The 18539-nt window shown below is 42.3% G+C and carries 15 protein-coding genes; 2 read left to right on the top strand and 13 right to left on the bottom strand.

The genetic code is table 11. The annotated features are described in order from the left end of the window. Positions 1 to 15: 15 nt before the first annotated feature. The 9 genes from aceB to C0966_RS16185 all read right to left on the bottom strand — a co-directional run bounded on the left by aceB (position 16) and on the right by C0966_RS16185 (position 13079). Complete coding sequence (gene aceB / locus C0966_RS16225) at positions 16 to 1608, bottom strand: malate synthase A (protein ID WP_274856695.1); 1593 nt, start codon at positions 1606 to 1608, stop codon at positions 16 to 18. 247 nt (positions 1609 to 1855) lie between these two features. After that, positions 1856 to 3403 carry an L-glutamate gamma-semialdehyde dehydrogenase gene (gene pruA, locus C0966_RS16220; protein WP_274856694.1) on the bottom strand — a complete coding sequence of 516 codons (1548 nt, stop codon included), beginning with the start codon at positions 3401 to 3403 and terminating at the stop codon, positions 1856 to 1858. A gap of 160 nt (positions 3404 to 3563) precedes the next feature. After that, complete coding sequence (locus C0966_RS16215) at positions 3564 to 4736, bottom strand: CamS family sex pheromone protein (protein ID WP_274856693.1); 1173 nt, start codon at positions 4734 to 4736, stop codon at positions 3564 to 3566. A 14-nt stretch (positions 4737 to 4750) separates the two neighbouring features. Continuing rightward, positions 4751 to 6757: an NAD-dependent DNA ligase LigA gene (ligA, locus tag C0966_RS16210; protein ID WP_274856692.1), complete on the bottom strand. Its 2007-nt coding sequence runs from the start codon at positions 6755 to 6757 to the stop codon at positions 4751 to 4753. 55 nt (positions 6758 to 6812) lie between these two features. Beyond that, the gene (pcrA, locus tag C0966_RS16205; protein WP_274856691.1) at positions 6813 to 9020 is read right to left on the bottom strand and encodes a DNA helicase PcrA; all 2208 of its coding nucleotides are present in this window, start codon (positions 9018 to 9020) and stop codon (positions 6813 to 6815) included. A gap of 72 nt (positions 9021 to 9092) precedes the next feature. Then, a complete protein-coding gene (locus tag C0966_RS16200) occupies positions 9093 to 9779 on the bottom strand; it encodes a heptaprenylglyceryl phosphate synthase (RefSeq protein WP_274856690.1) in 687 nt (228 codons plus the stop codon). 101 nt (positions 9780 to 9880) lie between these two features. Next, the gene (locus tag C0966_RS16195) at positions 9881 to 10189 is read right to left on the bottom strand and encodes a YerC/YecD family TrpR-related protein (RefSeq protein WP_274856689.1); all 309 of its coding nucleotides are present in this window, start codon (positions 10187 to 10189) and stop codon (positions 9881 to 9883) included. A gap of 34 nt (positions 10190 to 10223) precedes the next feature. Further along, entirely contained in the window at positions 10224 to 11270 is a 1047-nt protein-coding gene (locus C0966_RS16190) for a DUF3048 domain-containing protein (RefSeq protein ID WP_274856688.1), read from the bottom strand. Between the two features lie 66 nt (positions 11271 to 11336). After that, complete coding sequence (locus C0966_RS16185) at positions 11337 to 13079, bottom strand: adenine deaminase C-terminal domain-containing protein (RefSeq protein WP_274856687.1); 1743 nt, start codon at positions 13077 to 13079, stop codon at positions 11337 to 11339. Positions 13080 to 13245: 166 nt separating this feature from the next. On the opposite strand from C0966_RS16185, the gene C0966_RS16180 reads away from it, so the two are divergent. Continuing rightward, positions 13246 to 13524: a YgaP family membrane protein gene (locus C0966_RS16180; RefSeq protein WP_274856686.1), complete on the top strand. Its 279-nt coding sequence runs from the start codon at positions 13246 to 13248 to the stop codon at positions 13522 to 13524. A 172-nt stretch (positions 13525 to 13696) separates the two neighbouring features. Then, positions 13697 to 13810, top strand: coding sequence for an EYxxD motif small membrane protein (locus C0966_RS18605; RefSeq protein ID WP_342456742.1), 114 nt, complete (start codon positions 13697 to 13699; stop codon positions 13808 to 13810). Here C0966_RS18605 and purD read toward each other — a convergent pair. The 4 genes from purD to purM all read right to left on the bottom strand — a co-directional run bounded on the left by purD (position 13788) and on the right by purM (position 18502). Then, the gene (gene purD, locus C0966_RS16175) at positions 13788 to 15059 is read right to left on the bottom strand and encodes a phosphoribosylamine--glycine ligase (RefSeq protein ID WP_274856685.1); all 1272 of its coding nucleotides are present in this window, start codon (positions 15057 to 15059) and stop codon (positions 13788 to 13790) included. The genes C0966_RS18605 and purD overlap by 23 nt on opposite strands. A 281-nt stretch (positions 15060 to 15340) precedes the next feature. Beyond that, complete coding sequence (purH, locus tag C0966_RS16170) at positions 15341 to 16879, bottom strand: bifunctional phosphoribosylaminoimidazolecarboxamide formyltransferase/IMP cyclohydrolase (protein WP_274856684.1); 1539 nt, start codon at positions 16877 to 16879, stop codon at positions 15341 to 15343. Further along, a complete protein-coding gene (purN, locus tag C0966_RS16165; protein ID WP_274856683.1) occupies positions 16858 to 17460 on the bottom strand; it encodes a phosphoribosylglycinamide formyltransferase in 603 nt (200 codons plus the stop codon). Before purN ends, purH begins: the two co-directional genes overlap by 22 nt. 16 nt (positions 17461 to 17476) lie before the next feature. After that, positions 17477 to 18502, bottom strand: a complete 1026-nt coding sequence (gene purM / locus C0966_RS16160; protein ID WP_274856682.1) for a phosphoribosylformylglycinamidine cyclo-ligase — start codon at positions 18500 to 18502, stop codon at positions 17477 to 17479. Positions 18503 to 18539: the final 37 nt, after the last annotated feature.

Here is an 18539-nt window from a genome sequence, read left to right as displayed (position 1 = left end):
TATAAATCTATTTATCTATAAAATTTCATAACCCGGAAGAGTTAGGAAATCAGCAAACTCATCTTCTAAAATCAGCTTGTCAAACAATTCAACCGCTTCATCGAATCGGCCATTTGCAAAGCTTTCCGCACCAATTTCCTGCTTAATTTTTTCAAGCTCTTCTTTCTTAAACTGCTCGTACATCTCAACGGTCACTTTTCTGCCGTCATCTAAAATACCTTTTGGATGGCGGATCCATTGCCAAAGCTGCGCCCTTGAAATCTCGGCTGTAGCAGCATCTTCCATAAGATTGTGAATTGGCGCTGCTCCTCTGCCGCCGAGCCATGATGCAACATATTGAATTCCGACATTGATGTTCATTCGGACACCATTTTCAGTGATCGTGCCTTCAGGAACTTCGATCAAATCGCTGGCTGAAACGTTGAGATCTTCAAGTTTTTTTGTTTCAATTTGATTGGCATTAGGCATCTCCCGGTTGAAAACTTCAAGCGCTACCGGAACTAAAGCAGGGTGTGCTACCCATGTCCCATCATGACCGTCGCGTGCTTCCCGCTCTTTATCGGCACGTACTTTTGCAAAAGCTTCTTCATTTGCTTTCGGATCGTTTTTAACAGGAATTTGTGCCGCCATGCCTCCAATTGCCGGTGCTTTTCGGCGATGGCATGTTTGAATTGTCAACAGTGAATAAGATCTCATAAACGGAACAGTCATTGTCACCTGTGATCTGTCAGGCAAGATGACATTCTCGTGATTGCGGAACTTTTTCAAGTAGCTGAAAATATAATCCCAGCGCCCGCAGTTTAATCCGGCGGAATGATCCCTTAATTCGTATAAAATCTCATGCATTTCGAACGCAGCCAAAATCGTTTCAATAAGAACCGTTGCTTTAATTGTTCCTTGAGGGATACCTAGCTTTTCCTGTGAATAAACAAATACGTCATTCCAAAGCCTTGCTTCAAGATGGCTTTCAAGCTTCGGCAAGTAAAAATACGGGCCGGTTCCTCTCGCAATCAGATTCTTCGCATTATGGAAAAAGTACATTCCAAAATCGAAGAAACTGCCGGAAATCGGTTTTCCATCAAGAAGCAAATGTTTTTCTTCAAGATGAAGTCCTCTAGGACGAACAAGAAGTACGGCTGTTTTTTCGTTCAATTCATATTTCTTGCCGTTTGGATTTTCAAACGAGATCGTCCGGTTCGCTGCATCTCTAAGATTGATCTGCCCTTCGACGATGTTTTCCCAAGTTGGCGAAGTGGCGTCCTCACAATCCGCCATAAAGACTTTGGCACCGGAATTCAACGCATTTATGATCATTTTTCGATCAGTTGGTCCGGTAATTTCCACGCGTCTGTCGCGGAGATCGTCCGGAAGCGGCGCTATTGTCCAATCTCCGTTTCGAATATGCTCTGTTTCAGGAAGAAAGTCCGGGAGTTTTCCCTGGTTGATTTCTTCTTGCCGTTTTTGCCGGAGCTGTAACAGTTCTTTTCTCCGCGGGCCAAACTTTTTTTCCAATTCTTCAATAAAGTTGAGTGCTTCAGTCGTTAGGATTTCTTCATATCCTAGTTTCATCGAACCAACAATTTCAATGCCTGTCGTTTGAGTGGACATGAGTTTTGATACACCCCTTTGTTATAATACACATATTGTTTATATTTTGTATTATATAACAGATTTTTTAAAAATGAAACCCTTTTAATAATTTTTTGAAAAAATTTTTTTAATAAAACATTTTAAAGCCTATCTTCAGGGTGTTTTGATTCATGCCAGTGGCTTTACTATTGGGGATTAGGGGATGGAAAAAAGTTTGAAGAAACGCAAAAAACCCCTTCCCAAAATGGGAAGGGGCTGAAAGTTCTTAGAACATTTCTGAAGTTGTTTTTGCTTGCATGTGAAGAAGCAAGTAGTCAGGACCGCCTGCTTTTGAGTCTGTACCGGACATGTTGAATCCGCCAAACGGCTGGTACCCAACGATGGCGCCAGTACATCCGCGGTTAAAGTACAGGTTTCCGACATGGAAATCTTCGCGCGCTTTTTCGATGTGTTCACGATTATTTGAGATAACCGCACCTGTTAAACCATATTCAGTGTTGTTCGCAATTTCAATTGCATGGTCGAAATCTTTTGCTTTTGCAAAGCCGACAACAGGTCCGAAGATTTCTTCCTGCATGATGCGCGCATTAGGATCAAGGTCGGCAAATACAGTCGGCTTAATGAAGAAGCCTTTAGAGTTGTCTCCTTCCCCGCCTGTCATCAGTTTGCCTTCCTTCTTCCCGATTTCAATATATTCCATAATTTTATCGTACGCGTTTTGATCAATCACAGGACCCATGAAAGTGTTTTGATCTTCAGGATTTCCAACTGTTAATTGATTCGTCAACTCCACGACGCGGTTTAATACTTGATCATATACATCCTCAACGATAACCGCACGGGAACAAGCCGAACATTTTTGCCCGGAGAATCCGAACGCAGACGCTACGATCGATTGTGCTGCCAATTCAAGATCAGCTTCTTTATCAACGACAATGGTATCTTTTCCTCCCATTTCCGCGATCACTCGCTTCAGCCAGATTTGGCCTTCACTTAATTTCGATGCTCGTTCGTAAATGCGCAAGCCCACATCGCGGGATCCCGTGAAGGAAATAAATCGAGTATCTTTATGATCAACTAAGTAGTCGCCTACTTCTGCACCGCTTCCAGGAACAAAGTTTAACACGCCTTTTGGAAGGCCTGCTTCTTCCATCACTTCTACGAATTTCGCTGCAACAACCGGAGTGGCAGATGCAGGTTTTAACACAACTGTATTTCCGGATACAATAGCCGCAACCGTTGTTCCCGCCATGATCGCCAACGGGAAGTTCCAAGGGGAAATAATGACTCCGACTCCTAATGGAATGTAGTCGTAGCGGTTGAACTCATTTGGACGGCTGTTTACCGGTACACCATCTTTAATACGAAGCATTTGGCGTCCATAGTATTCAAGGAAGTCAATCGCTTCTGCTGTATCGGCGTCCGCTTCTTTCCACGGCTTTCCTGCTTCTTTTGTCAATAACGCTGAAAATTCATGTTTGCGGCGGCGAAGGATCGCTGCAGCTTTGAACAGTACATCTGCACGTGTTTCCGGCTTTACTTTTCTCCATGTTTTGAACGCTTCTACGGCAGCCTGCATCGCTTTTTCAGCAAGCTCTTTGTTTGCTTTTGAAACGCGGCCGATAACCTCCTCTTTATTGGAAGGATTGATGGAAACAATCTTATCTTCTGTTGAGATGCGCTCACCGCCAATGACTAAATCATAGTCTTGACCTAAATAGCTCTCAACTGTTTTTAAGCCTTGCAGGTACGCTTTGCGGTTTTCTTCCACAGTAAAGTCTGTAAAAGGTTCATGTTTGTATGGTTGTACCATTTTCCTGCCTCCTTATGAATTAAGCGTTTACACACAGTTACCATTCTATCATGTTTCTTTTCTTCACTTCAAACATAGGAAATATTCTTATTTTTCCCAGTATTCCTAAAGATTAATATCCAAAATAAAAAAGAGCCAGAAAACCCTCTGGCTACACATTTTACTCGTAAATATGAACAAACGGCTCATCCTGTTCGGCCTTTCGGACAATTAATGCTTCCGGACCATTTACGGATGTAATGTTCACACTAACAGAAATATAATCAGGAAAATGTTCCATTACCAATCCGGTTACATATTGGGAAAATCCTACTGCTTCGGCTTTTCCGTAGAATTGGATCGGGATATTAATATTTAGTTCCTGCAGCTGTCCTTCTGCATAAAAAGCTTTGCCGATAACGCCGTTAAAGTTAGGAAAATATTCTTCTACATCCTGTTTAAAGTTTTGAAACATTGTCCAATCGTCACGGTGTTTCTCTTCTGCCTCCGGAGAAGGAAACAGCATATAATCCTCATTCACTTTTTCCCATTCACCAATACTTGAACTGCCTTCTGCTACATTCGTGTAAGCAAAAAAGTTGCCGGGTACGACTGAAGAACGGCTTTCCTGTTCAAACAGCCCTATCATAATTGGCACATCTTTTAATCCATCCATTTTTCTTAACCGTTTGACCACTTCTTCAGCTATTTTTTTCCCCTCTCTCTCAAGTTCATCATGTGGGATTTTCTTTTCAAAGGTGGCTCCAAATTGTTCTGTTTGATAATAATGGACTGAATTTAAAGCTAGGCCGATCACAACACCGCCAAGATGATATGTTTCATTTTCTCCTTTTTTAAGGTAGTCGTGTTCCAAAATATGGGCAAGATAAATCGGATTCCTATTATTCCGTTCTTTGATGTCGCCTTTTCCGTCATCGAGCGGGTTAAGCCCAATGTTTTCTTCTTCGCTGAGATTTTCTTCCTTTAACTGTTCAGGTGTAAACTTTCGGTTTAACCAAAGTTGTACCGTTTTCCGGTCAAGATATTGTCCTTCTTTAAACACATATTCATCAGGATCAAATGTATTTTGGGCAAGCCTGATCAAGCCTGTTTCAAATTCACTAATGTCATATCTCGTATTAAGATTGTTCACGACAAGGCCGCGAGCTTCACTCGGCTCAAAAGGCATAATTGTCCGATAGTATTTTTCCGAAATTTTGTATTTAGGAATAATCGCTTTTTCTTTTTTCGAGTCGTCTGTTTTTTGGACGACTTCCTCCTGCTTTTGAAAGTTCGGCGCACATGCAGTCAGCAAGAGGATGAGAGATAACGCGATTATTGAAAGTTTTCTCACCGCATTTCCACCTCTTATTTCGTTAATTCTTCAAGCAGCCTCTCCTCATTCCAAACTTCAATTCCAAGTTCCTCTGCCTTTGCGAGTTTCGAACCGGCATCTTCTCCTGCAATGACAAGATCCGTTTTCTTACTCACGCTTCCGGCAACATTACCGCCAAGAGCCTCAATTTTTTCCTTTGCTTCATTTCGTGTTAGCTGTGCTAATTTCCCAGTTAACACAATCGTCTTTCCGGCAAAGTACGAATCTGATTCGGCAGGCGATACTGGGATTGTACCCTTATATTCCATATTAACACCGGCAGCTTTTAATTCCTTGATTAATTCTCTGACTTCTTCTTTTTCAAAAAATGTCACGATGGAATCAGCCATTTTTTCCCCAATTTCATTTATGGCTGTCAACTCTTCCCTGCTTGCAGAAACCAGCCTGTCCATTGTACCGAATTCCATCGCAAGCGTTTTGGCTGCTTTTGCACCGACATGTCGAATTCCAAGCCCGAAAAGAAGTCTTTCAAGTGAATTTTGCTTCGATGCTTCAATGGCCTGAAGCAAATTATTGACGGATTTTTCCCCCATTCGTTCCAATCCGAGCAGCTGTTCCCGGGTTAATTTATAAATGTCGGCTACATCATGGACAAGATTTGCGGCAAAAAGCTGGGAAATGACTTTCTCCCCAAGCCCTTCTATATTCATCGCATTTCTTGAAACAAAATGAATAAGACCCTCACGTATTTGAGCCGGGCATTTCGGATTTATACAGCGAAGAGCCACTTCTCCGTCAAGCCGGACTAATTCGCTCCCGCATTCCGGGCAATGGGTCGGCATGTTGAAATCTTTTTCATCACCGGTTCTCACATCTGCCAGCACATTAACAACTTCCGGAATAATGTCACCGGCTTTTTTCACAACGACATGGTCACCGATCTTAATATCTTTTTCACGAATTAAATCTTCATTGTGCAAGGACGCCCTTTGCACCGTTGTCCCTGCAACCCGGACAGGTTCTAAAATCGCTGTTGGAGTGACAACTCCTGTACGCCCTACACTCAGTTCGATATCTTTTAAAATCGTGACAACTTCCTCTGCCGGAAACTTATAGGCAATCGCCCAGCGGGGACTTTTGGCCGTTGTTCCAAGCTTTCTCTGCTGCTCTAAAGAGTCTACTTTAACAACAATGCCGTCGATGTCATATTCAAGAGTCGGGCGTTTTTCAATCCAGCTGTTGACATACTCAATCACTTCATCAATGTTTGCGCAAGTTTTGCGCTCTTTGTTCGTTTTAAATCCGAGCTTTTCAAGATAATCAAGGCCTTCACTATGGCTGACAACACCGGTTTGGCCGACATCACCAATTCCATACAGGAAGATGTCAAGATTGCGGGAAGCAGCGATTCGGGGATCAAGCTGCCTTAGAGAACCGGCAGCTGCGTTTCTCGGGTTAGCAAACGGCTCTTCGCCGCGTTCCTCCCGGACTTTGTTTAGCGCTTCAAAAGACCGCTTAGGCATGAAAGCTTCTCCGCGAACTTCGATTGTAACCGGCTCATTAAGCCTCAATGGAATTGAGCGAATTGTTTTCAAGTTCGCTGTAATATCTTCTCCAGTTGTGCCGTCTCCTCTTGTTGCCCCCTGAACAAACAGGCCGTCTTCATAGCGAAGAGACACGGCAAGGCCGTCGATTTTCAGTTCACATACGTAGGAGAAGTCGTTCCCGATCATTTGGCGGATTCGCCGGTCAAAATCACGCAAATCCTGCTCGTTAAACGCATTGGCAAGACTGAGCATCGGCGTCCGGTGCTCCACCTTTTTAAACATGTCAAGAACTTCTCCTCCGACACGCTGGGTTGGTGAATCAGGAGTCTTGAATTGTGGAAATTGGGACTCCAATTCAATCAATTCACGCAAAAGACGGTCATACTCGGCATCTGGTATGGATGGCTTATCGAGGACAAAATATTCATAGTTATATTGATTAAGAAGATTTTGCAATTCTTTTATCCGCTTTTCAGCTGTTTGTAAATCCATAAGCCCAACCCTTCCATATAAAGATTATCGTTAGAAACTAAATGTGAAAAGGATCTCACACTTTTTTAATCGGTGCAAATTTTGCCAGCAGCCGCTTAATTCCAATCGGGTTCGGAAAAGCAATATCAAGCTCGGTTCCTTCACCATCGCCTTTTACGCTGACAACGGTGCCGATCCCCCATTTGCCATGTTCGGCCTTGTCGCCCACTTTCCAGTCGATACGATCGCCTCCGGTAGAGGCTGCCGCCGGTCTCAAAACCGGGCGCCTTTCGGGTTGTCTGGATGTCATTCCAAAAGGAGCAGCCTCGTTCTGAACCTTATGAATTGCCTCTAAAAGATCTTCAGGGATCTCTTTAATAAAACGGGATTCACGATTCATTTTTGTCTGTCCAAAAAGCGTCCGCATCTGAGCGTTAGTTAAATAAAGCTCTTCTTCGGCACGTGTGATTCCGACATAGGCAAGACGGCGTTCCTCTTCCATTTCCGCTTCTTCCGTTAACGAACGGCTGTGTGGGAATACTCCTTCCTCCATGCCAATTAAAAAGACTACCGGAAATTCCAGCCCTTTTGCGGAGTGCAGCGTCATTAACACGACCGCATCCGATTTTTGGCCGTCTTCATCAAGGCTGTCAATATCTGCAACAAGCGCTAAATCTGTTAAAAAAGCTATTAAGCTTTTATCTTCACTCGTTTCTTCAAAGTTTTTCGTAACAGATAGAAATTCTTCCAAGTTTTCCAGCCTGCTCTGGGCTTCAAGTGATTTTTCCGCTTTCAGCATTTCACGGTAGCCTGATTTATCAAGGATTTCATCAACAAGTTCCGTAACAGATAAATACTCTTGCATTCTTGTATAATTTTGAATGAAATCGCGGAATTCAGCCGCAGCTTTCGCAATTTTTGGGCTCAAGCCAATCATGTCAATTGCCTCCAGCGCCTGGTACATCGACATATCATGGGTCAGCGCAAAGTTCGCAATTTTATCAATCGAGCTTGATCCTATGCCTCTTTTCGGTACGTTGATAACCCGCTGCAGGCTGATATCATCATCCGGATTGGCAATCAAGCGAAGATAAGAGAGGATATCTTTAATTTCTTTGCGGTCATAGAATTTAATACCGCCGACAATCGAATATTCGATGTTTGATTTCAGCAGCACTTCCTCCATTACACGCGACTGGGCATTTGTCCGGTACAAAATGGCAATATCAGATAGCCGACGCTTCCCGCTTTCAACCATTTCTTTAATTTTTCCCGCAACAAACTGTGCTTCTGCCTGTTCGCTAACCGCCCTGTAATAAACAATCTTATTTCCTTCAGCATTTTCCGTCCAAAGATTTTTAGGCTTGCGGTTTACGTTATTGGCAATCACTTCATTTGCCGCTGACAAAATTCTTTTTGTCGAGCGGTAATTTTGTTCTAATAAAATAACCTGTGCATTGGGGTAATCTTTTTCAAATGATAAAATATTGGCAATATCCGCTCCTCGCCAGCGGTAGATTGACTGATCCGAGTCTCCGACAACACAAAGGTTCTTAAATCGTGCTGCCAGCATCTTTACAAGCATATATTGTGCCTTATTCGTATCCTGATACTCATCGACATGAATGTACTGAAATTTTCGCTGATAATATTCAAGAACTTCAGGAACGCGCTTGAACAGTTGAATGGTTGTCATAATCAGATCATCGAAATCAAGCGCCTGATTTTTGCTTAGCCGTTTCTGGTATTCAGTGTAGACATCACTGACAACCTGTTCGTAATAACCTCCGGCTGTCTTGGCAAATTCTTCAGGATCAATTAGTTCATTTTTTGCCGAGCTGATTGACCCTAAAATCGCCCGCGGATCAAACTTTTTCGGGTCTATGTTTTTGTCTTTTAAAATACCTTTAATCACTGATTGCTGATCTGTTGCATCGAGAATGGTAAAATTTCTGTTAAATCCGATCCTGTCAATATCTCTTCGCAAGATTTTTACACACATGGAGTGAAAGGTTGATATCCAGATTTCCTCTCCGGCACCGCCCATCAAATGTTGAATCCGTTCCTTCATTTCACGGGCCGCTTTGTTTGTAAACGTAATCGCCAGAATATTGAACGGATTTACTCCTTTTTCAACCATCAAATAGGCAATGCGGTGCGTCAGCACTCTCGTTTTTCCGCTTCCGGCTCCGGCCATAATTAAAAGAGGCCCGTCCGTTGCCTTGACGGCCTTTTGCTGCTGCGGATTCAATCCGCTCAACAATTTATCAGTTAAAAATTGCATGTTATTTTTCACCACCATACGAACGTTTGTTCTCATTTTACATTAGACACTATGCCTTCTTCAACCGGAATTTTATGATTTAACTGCTGAGACTGTTTTTAAGGCCTTGTCCAAATTTTTATAAACAGCATTACCGACGACGATTACATCCGCATGGGCTGCCATTTCCTTTGCCTGTTCTTCTGATTCAATTCCGCCGCCATAAAAAAGAACCGTTTCTTCGAGCACTTCTTTTACCTCGCGGACTAATTCCGGATCACCGTATTTGCCGCTGTACTCAAGGTAAAAAATCGGCAAATGGAACATTTTTTCAGCCATCATCGCAAATGACGCGACATCCTCTTGATCAAGGTTTACATCTGCGTTTGTTAGCCGGGCAGCCTTACAGTCTTCATTTAATATACAGTAGCCCTCCATAATAATTTCTTCCCAGTTCATAATCTTCCCGTATTCCTTCACTGCTTGCTGATGCAAGCCTGTGATCCACTTAGGGTCGCGGCTGTTTAATACAGTTGGAATAAAATAGTAATCAAACCCCGGTGTGACAGATTCAATGGTTGAAACCTCCAGCACACATGGAACCGAAAATTTGCGAATTCTAGACATTAAATCAAGAACATTTTCGAGGGTAACGCCGTCCGTTCCCCCTACAATAACAGCATCGGTGCCGGATTCACAGATTCTTTCGAGATCTTCATCGTTTATGGATCTATTTGGATCGAGCTTAAACACATGGCGCCACTCGCGAATATCATACATTGCCAACTGCCTCCTATTATTACTTCCATTACACCATTATAGCATTGATAAAAGTAATCCAAAAAGAAAAAACCGAAGCCAGTCTTCGGTTTAAGAGATGTTTAATCACTTACAGTTTCTTGTTCTTTTATTCGATCTAATGCAATTGCATAGGCATCATTTCCGTAGTTTAAAGAGCGCTTCACGCGTGAGATCGTAGCAGTGCTGGCTCCCGTTTCTGTTTCAATCTTATGATACGTATTTCCTTCACGGAGCATGCGGGCTACTTCTAAACGCTGGGCCAGCGACTGGATTTCATTGACTGTGCAAAGATCATCAAAGAAACGGTAGCATTCTTCCAAATCTCTTAAAGAAAGGATTGCCTTAAACAATTGATCAAGTTGCTTTCCTCTTAATTTATCAATTTGCATACTTAATACCCCTTTTTAAGCTAGAAATATTATTTTAGTTGGATTCAAAAGAAACGGATTCCGTTAATCCCGGATCAGATGGAATCACATTGACCCATGTTTTTCCGGGCACGAAGGATGCTTCTTTCCCATTGAAATATGGAACAATTTTGCCGTCCTCGTTTCTCCATTCTACTTCGTTCCATTTCCCTTTTTGCAGCAAATATCCTTTGCCGCCTGAAGTTAAGTTGATATCGCGCCTGCCGTAATTATCAACCACTTTATGTTCCATTTCAAGAATCAAAATATTGTCAACACGCACCGGCTCTTTTGATTCATAGTCTACTGTCTGTTCTTCGTTTGTATAGCGTCTGTATTTCTCAATTTCAGGATCATATTCGTAGCTGACATTAAACAAATCATTGGAAAAATAAGAAATCATAACGGAACTAGCTTGCTTTCCAGTTATCTGGTCAAGCTCTTCTTTTTGATAAAATTTCAGCGGATCAGGACTTTCCATTAATTCATAATTATTTAGCTCAGCTCCCTTTGTAATATTTGCAAAAGAAATATATGAATTGTGAGGAGCTTTTCGAAAATCTGCCCGCTTGAACAGAGTGCCATCATAAGTCATCCCGTTTAAGTTGTCAATATATCCTTGTTCAAGCATTTTTTTGGCTTCAGGGCTGTAACCGTGCGCAATAAACAAGCTGTTAAACCCCTTGGCAAGTTCGATAAGATAGTCCCTTGCACTACGGACAGGGCCAATCTGATCAGGCATTTCACTTTGGAAGACGGCAAGAAGCCTTGTTACATCCCCTTCTGCCAGCACCTCATAAACAATGTCTGCTTTTTGCAAGCCTGACTGCGGCCTGGCAGCAGGGTGATTATTAATTACAACTGCGATTGCCCGGCGTGTCGATTGTTCTTCTGTACCGATTCCCGTCAAAGGAAATTGGTAGGAAAACTCTGTATCTGTTTTTTCTTCCTGAACCACTTCATCTGATTCTTTTTCCCCGGCTACTTCTGCTTTTTCCTGCTTGTTGCAGCCTGTCAAAAGCAGAAGCATAATGGATCCGGCAACGACCCATTTTTTTACCATATAAACACACTCCTACATACCCTAACTCTTCTTCCGTTATTCATTTTCCTTTATCACTTTTATATTTTAACGCATTATTGACGGAAAGAGTACTATTTTATTCATGACATCGTACATTCCTTGCTGGGTAATCCGTATATAGGGCAAGTGGGTTGAAGAAAAAAACAACAATGAATAGATCGGATCGGCAAATCGATATCCTTTTTTTCGCAAGTATTGCAGCAATTGTTTTTCTTCCTTAATCAAATCCTCCACATTTTTCGAAGACATAAGTCCCTTAAGTTGAAGAGGAATTTCCAGCACAATTTCCCCGTTTTCAGAAATTACGATACCTCCTCCGATTTCTTTCATCCGATTAAACGCAGCAAACATATCCTGTTTATTCTTGCCTATTAAAATTATGTCACCGGTATTAGAAAATGAACTTGCGAGTCCGTGCAATTCACGTGCAAATCCTTTGACAAGCGTATTAATCCTCCATTTTCCGTTTCGGTCAATCAACATGAAAAAACATTCGTCATGTGACATGGATAGTTTATCAACCGAAGCATCTAAGTTTATGGAATACGGTTTTGTAATAACAGAATTTTCCATATTAATACCGAAAGGCATGGAAAATTGCAAATCATCGGAAGTCAATTCCCAATCGATTGAGAACGGTTCAAATCCATTTTCGCTCCAATCAAGAGACGGACTATCCCAGCAATCTTTTCCATCTCGCTTCACCCATTTCCCTTTAGCAAGAACGGAAACAGGAGTAGGATTCTTCTCATCTGATATAAAATTGATATTAGCAACTCTTCCTGTCGCGATATTTCCATGCAAATGTTCGAAATTATAATATTTCGCAACGTTAATGGTTGCCATATTATAAGCATCAATTGGCGGGACGCCTTTCTCAATTGCAATTCGGATCATCTGGTCAATAATTCCCTGTTCGTAAAATGAAGATGAAGCTCCATCCGTTGTAAATATGAATTTATCGTACACACCGATTCCCATCTCATGGATTTCATCCAGAAGCTGCGGCAAATCAGGGCGAATAGAAGAATAACGAAGCGAAACCATATATCCTTGCAACAGCCTGTTCAATACTTCTTTCCCGGTCATGGCTTCGTGGTCGCAATCTGCTCCCAATAGCATCATTTTTGCAAGTGTTTTTTCCGAGGCTCCCGGAAAATGTCCTTCAATCTTTTTCCTCATTCTTTTCGCTTCCTGTATCCAGTGGAGCATCATGTCATCTCCGTCAAGGAGTTTCGGCCATCCGGTCAATTCACCGCCCTGTAAAACAGCATCATGGTCAAGCCATGCTTTTATATTTCCATGCGAAAAAACATTTTCTTCATTTAGTAATTCTGTTTGAGCATCAAATCGGCACCACCAATACATTGATACAGGGATATTTCGCAATTCGCTCAATAAAGAAAACGCTTTCTTTTTTTCTAATTGCAAAGCAATAACCATATTGTCATTAATCAACGTTGTCGTGCCGAATTGTGATGCATACCGTGCAAATGAATGGGGATTATATAACTGAAATGGATGGGCATGCGGTTCAATATAACCCGGAACCAGAAGCACATCAGAACAATCGATCGTCTCACATCCTTCTATGTTTTCAGGCATTTTTTCGCCGACATAGACTATGCGGTCTTTATAAATCCATACATTTGCTGTCATCCATTTGCGGAATGTTTGATTTAAATAACGGGCGTTTTTTAAAAGTATCGTCGGTGGCAGTTTTCCATCCAAAACGGAAACATGTTCACGCAAGTGCTTATTTTTCCACTGATAACGCTGTTCCAGCACCTTGCTCCCTCCCATTTTTGAAATATTTTTATTTTAAAAAGCCAGTAATATCGCAAAAGAAAGCCCTTACATTTAGGGTTGTTTAATATATTATCATATTTCGTTGTTTAACGCATTAAAGAATCGTAAATTGATTATTACAATTTTGTAAGGAGTGTTTTCGTTTATGAATGTAAAAACAAATATCGGAATTGTAAATGCATTAATTCGGATTACAATCGGCTTGACAATTCTATCATGGAGCACTGCGAAGCTTGTAAAAAGGCCTTGGCGGGATTCTTATCTTTTTATGGCTTTGATCGGGGCAATGAAGGTGGCGGAAGGAATTGTTCGTTTTTGTCCTGTGACTGCCCTGTTTGAAAGAGCACAAGAAACGACGGTTAACAATGACATCCGCGGCAACAACGAACAAGAGGATCAAATGCTTCCGTATAATCCATCGTAATTCCCGTTTTTCTCAATTTTTCAAACAACAAAGATAAGGGCTGGCATAAAAGCAAAAGGGTCGACCCCTACAATACAACATATAGCACTAATAAAACCATTCTATACATTGTCATTGTTAAGAGAGTCAGACCCTTAAAAGTCAGCCCTGTTATGAAAGGAGATAACTTCAAATGTTTCTGGAATATGTGATGGATATGTCATTTGTTTTAATTACGTTAATTGGAAGCATTGTTGCCCTTCTTTTTGTTTATGTCCGAAAAACTAAAAAGAAGCGAGTACGATAGCTTTATGGCCGATATCTTTACGGTAAAACACGTCACTGCATTGTAAATTTGCAAGCCCTGAATAAACTTTATCCTGCGCTTCTTTCAGGGTTTCCGCTTTTGCACCTGCAAGCAGCACTCGTCCGCCATTTGTAATATAGTGACCTTCTTCATTTTTCTCGGTTCCGGCGTGAAAAACCGTCAGTTCTCTTTCAAGTTCAGGAAGCCCATTTAAAACAGAACCTTTTTTGTAGGACTCAGGATAGCCTTCTGCCGCGACTACAACTCCAAGCATTGCCTGCTGATCCCATTCGACTTCAGGTTTTTTTCCATCTAATAAATCCAATATCACGGCCACAAGATCCGATTTCATTCTCGGCAAAACAACTTGCGTTTCCGGATCGCCAAAACGGGCATTGAACTCAATTACTTTCGGACCTTTTTCCGTCTTAATAAGGCCCGCATAAAGGATGCCGGAGAAGCTTCTTCCTTCCGCAACAAGCGCTTTTGCAGCCGGTTTTAAAATCGTTTCAATCGCCGTTTCAACTGTATCCTCGCCTATGTGCGGAACCGGAGAATACGCCCCCATTCCCCCTGTATTAGGACCTTTGTCCCCGTCATAAGCACGTTTATGATCTTGTGCGATTTCAAGAGGAACGACCGTTTCTCCATGAACAAAAGCCATAAGAGAAAATTCTTCGCCGCTAAGGAATTCTTCTATCACTACACTTGAGGATGCAGCACCAAACTTTTCATGAAGCAGCATTTCTTCAATGCTTGTGAGTGCCTCATCTACCGTAAGGGCGACAGTTACTCCTTTTCCTGCAGCCAACCCATCCGCTTTGATAACAATCGGAGCGCCTTTTTCCAAAATATATTCCTTTGCTTCCTCATAATTTGAAAAAACTTGATATTCTGCTGTCGGAATTTCATATTTTTTCATAAGTTCTTTCGCAAAGGATTTGCTGCCCTCGATTAAGGCCGCTTCTCTTTTCGGGCCGAATACTTTTAATCCGGCTTCGCTGAAGCGATCGGCCAGCCCTTCTAGAAGTGGAACTTCCGGTCCGATGATGGTGAGGCCTATATCTTCTTTTTTTGCGAACTCGAGGAGTTTTTCATGATCATGTTCCTCAATGAAAACCCGTTCGGCCGCATTTTCCATTCCTGGATTCCCAGGAGCAACAAATACTTTATCGACCAATGCACTTTCGCGGACTTTTGTACAAATGGCATGCTCACGGCCGCCCCGTCCAATGACAAGTACCTTCAATTTTTCCACCTCGCAAGTGTGAACTTCTATTTTATGATATTTCGCCAATTTTGCTGTTTTATGCGCCATTTCTGGTTTTATAAACAGTTTTTATGGTTTATGAGCCGGTTTTGCAGTTTTATGATCCACTTTTGGTGTTTTATGATCCATTTTCCAAGTTAGTTTTTTGATCCACTTTCCAGGTTTTTTGATCCACTTTCCAAGTTTTATGAGCCACTTTTCAAGTTTTATGAGCCACTTTTCAAGTTTTATGAGCCAGTTCCATATTTACCAGTTGATGATTAATGTTTAAAATGCCTTACGCCAGTGAAGACCATGGCGATTCCGTATTCATCTGCTTTCTTAATCGAATCTTCATCGCGGATCGAACCGCCAGGCTGAATAATTGCTGTAATTCCGGCTTTTGCTGCCGCTTCAACAGTATCATCCATTGGGAAAAACGCATCAGATGCAAGCACTGCTCCGTTTGCTTTTTCACCAGCCTGTTCAAGAGCGATTTTCGCAGCCCCGACCCGGTTCATTTGCCCTGCGCCGATACCGAGCGTCATGTCTTTGCCGGCTACAACAATTGCGTTTGATTTTACATGCTTAACAACTTTCCAGCCAAGCTTTAAAGCCTGCCATTCTTCTTCGGTTGGTTCCCGCTTTGTTGGAACAGAAATCGTTGCATCGTCAAGCGTAAACGCGTCCTGTTCCTGAACGAGCAAGCCGCCTTCAATAGAGGTAAGCTTTAATTCGCCGGCTTGCTGTTCACCAAACGGAATAGTCAACAAACGCAAATTCTTTTTCGATGTTAAAATTTCAAGAGCTTCTGTTGAAAAAGAAGGCGCAATAATAATTTCTAAGAAGATTTCATGAAGCTTCTTGGCCGTTTCTGCGTCCACTTCACGATTCAAAGCAATAATTCCGCCAAAAATTGAAACAGGATCTGCTTCAAACGCTTTTGAAAACGCGTCAAAAATCGTTTCACCTGTGCCAACGCCGCAAGGATTCATGTGTTTTACGGCCACAGCTGCAGGTTCTGTAAATTCTTTTACAATTTGCAGCGCGGCATCGGCATCGTTGATATTGTTATAGGAAAGCTCTTTTCCGTGCAATTGCTCGGCATTGGCAATAGAGAACTTTGAACCTAGCGGCTTCCTATAAAAAGCAGCTTTTTGATGCGGGTTTTCCCCGTAGCGAAGCGGTTGTTTCAGCTCATATGTTACCGTTAATTTTTCAGGTGTTTTTTCCTCCACCAATTCCGTCATATATTCTGCTATTAACGCATCATAAGCGGCTGTATGGCGGAAAACTTTTGCCGCAAGCTTCCGGCGCGTCTCTTTTTGCACTTCTCCGGAATTTCTTAATTCAGATAAAACTGTTTCATAATCAGCCGGATCGACCACGACTGTTACATGCTCATGGTTTTTCGCTGATGCTCTTAGCATTGTCGGACCGCCGATGTCAATGTTTTCTATCGCATCTTCGACCGTTGCATCAGGCTTTGCAATCGTCTCCTGGAACGGATAAAGATTCACGCAAACAAGCTGGATTGGCTTAATCTGATGATAGGCAATTTGCTGCTGATGATCTTTATCATCAAATTTAGCTAAAAGAGCTCCGTGGATTTTCGGATGAAGCGTTTTAACCCGGCCTTCCAATATTTCCGGAAAATCAGTAACATCACTGATGCCAATTACAGGGATTTTATTTTCCTGAAGGACCTTTTTTGTACCTCCCGTTGAAATAATTTCAAAACCGAGTTCGGCTAGCTGTCTGGCAAATTCCACGATATTTTCTTTATTTGAGACACTGATTAGTGCACGCTTTTTTCCCATTGTTCTTCCTCCTTTGATGCAGAAAAGAGCTTTTGCAATACTTCAGGATATAGCTTGTGCTCGACGGCCTGAATTTTTCTTTGTAAACTTTCGCGAGTCTCACAATCTTCAATGCTAACAGCCTGCTGGGCAATAATTGGCCCCGTGTCCATCCCTTCATCAACAAAGTGAATAGTCACACCGCTCACCTTCACCCTTGCCGCTAATGCCTGTCCGATCGCATCCTTGCCCGGAAAAGCAGGAAGCAAGGATGGATGAATATTGACGATTCGGCCCTCATATTCCTTTAATAAAGTTGGACCAATTAACCTCATGTAGCCTGCGAGAACGATAAATTCGACGCCATATTTCTTTAGTTCGTGCACGATTTCTTTTTCGTATTCTTCTTTATTGATATAATCTTTTGCTGTAAAAACAAATTGCGGGATTTGGGCTGCCTTTGCCCTTTCAATTGCATACGCATTTTTCTGATCGCTTACAAGAAGCTTGATAGTGGCTTCAAGGCTCCCATTGTTAATGGCATCAAGTATCGCTTGAAAATTGCTGCCGCTTCCCGAAGCAAATACGGCGATGTTTTTCATGACTATCCTCCGTTTTTCAACGAATTTCGATTCCGTTTCGATCCGTAACAATTCCGATTTGATAAGCTTTTTCTCCACTATTATTGAAATGCTCGATCACATCAGCTGCTATTTTTTCATCCACAGCTAAAACCATGCCGATACCCATATTAAAAATATTGTACATTTCGCCGCGCTCTAAGTTTCCGACAGACTCCATCACATGGAAAATCGGCAGCACCGGCCATGAACCTTCGTGAATTTCTGCACCAAGCCCTTCCGGCAGCATGCGTGGAATATTTTCAATAAACCCTCCGCCGGTTATATGGGCCATCCCTTTTATCTCCAAACTCTGAAGGGCTGATAGAATCGGCTTTACGTAAATCCTTGTCGGACGAAGCAACTCTTCCCCTAATGTACAGCCCAATTCTGCAACATGATCGGAAATAGACATTCCGGCATCTTTGAAAAAGATCTTTCGTACAAGTGAATAGCCGTTGCTATGGATTCCGTTTGAGGCTAATCCTATTAACACATCGCCGGCCTTAATCCTTTCGCCTGAAATAAGGTTTGCCTTTTCTGCGGCGCCGACTGCAAATCCTGCCAAGTCGTATTCATCTTCTTCATACATTCCTGGCATCTCAGCTGTTTCTCCGCCAATTAAAGCACATCCTGCCTGTTCGCAACCATCGGCGATTCCTTTCACAATGGCTTCAATCCGCACAGGATCTGCCTTCCCGCAAGCAATATAATCTAAAAAGTAAATCGGTTCTGCTCCTTGAACAACTATGTCATTCACACACATGGCGACGGCGTCGATTCCGATCGTATCGTGCTGATCCATTAAAAACGCAACCATTAGTTTCGTTCCGACTCCGTCCGTACCGGAAACAAGCACAGGCTCTTTTAATTGAAGGGATGAAAGATCAAACATGCCTCCAAATCCGCCCAGGCCGCCTAAAACACCGGCACGCATCGTTTTTTGCACATGCTTTTTCATGCGCGAAACCGCTTCATATCCTGCTTCTATATCCACACCCGCTTGTTTATAAGCGTTCGCCATTGATGATCCTCCTTAGAAAGTCTCTTGGAAAGGAAAA

Origin of the sequence: Bacillus methanolicus (genome assembly GCF_028888695.1) — a bacterium.
In the GTDB taxonomy this organism is placed as follows: domain Bacteria; phylum Bacillota; class Bacilli; order Bacillales; family Cytobacillaceae; genus Bacillus_Z; species Bacillus_Z methanolicus_B.
The sequence above is the reverse complement of the archived record's forward strand: the minus strand, read 5'-3'. Positions and strand labels throughout refer to the sequence as shown.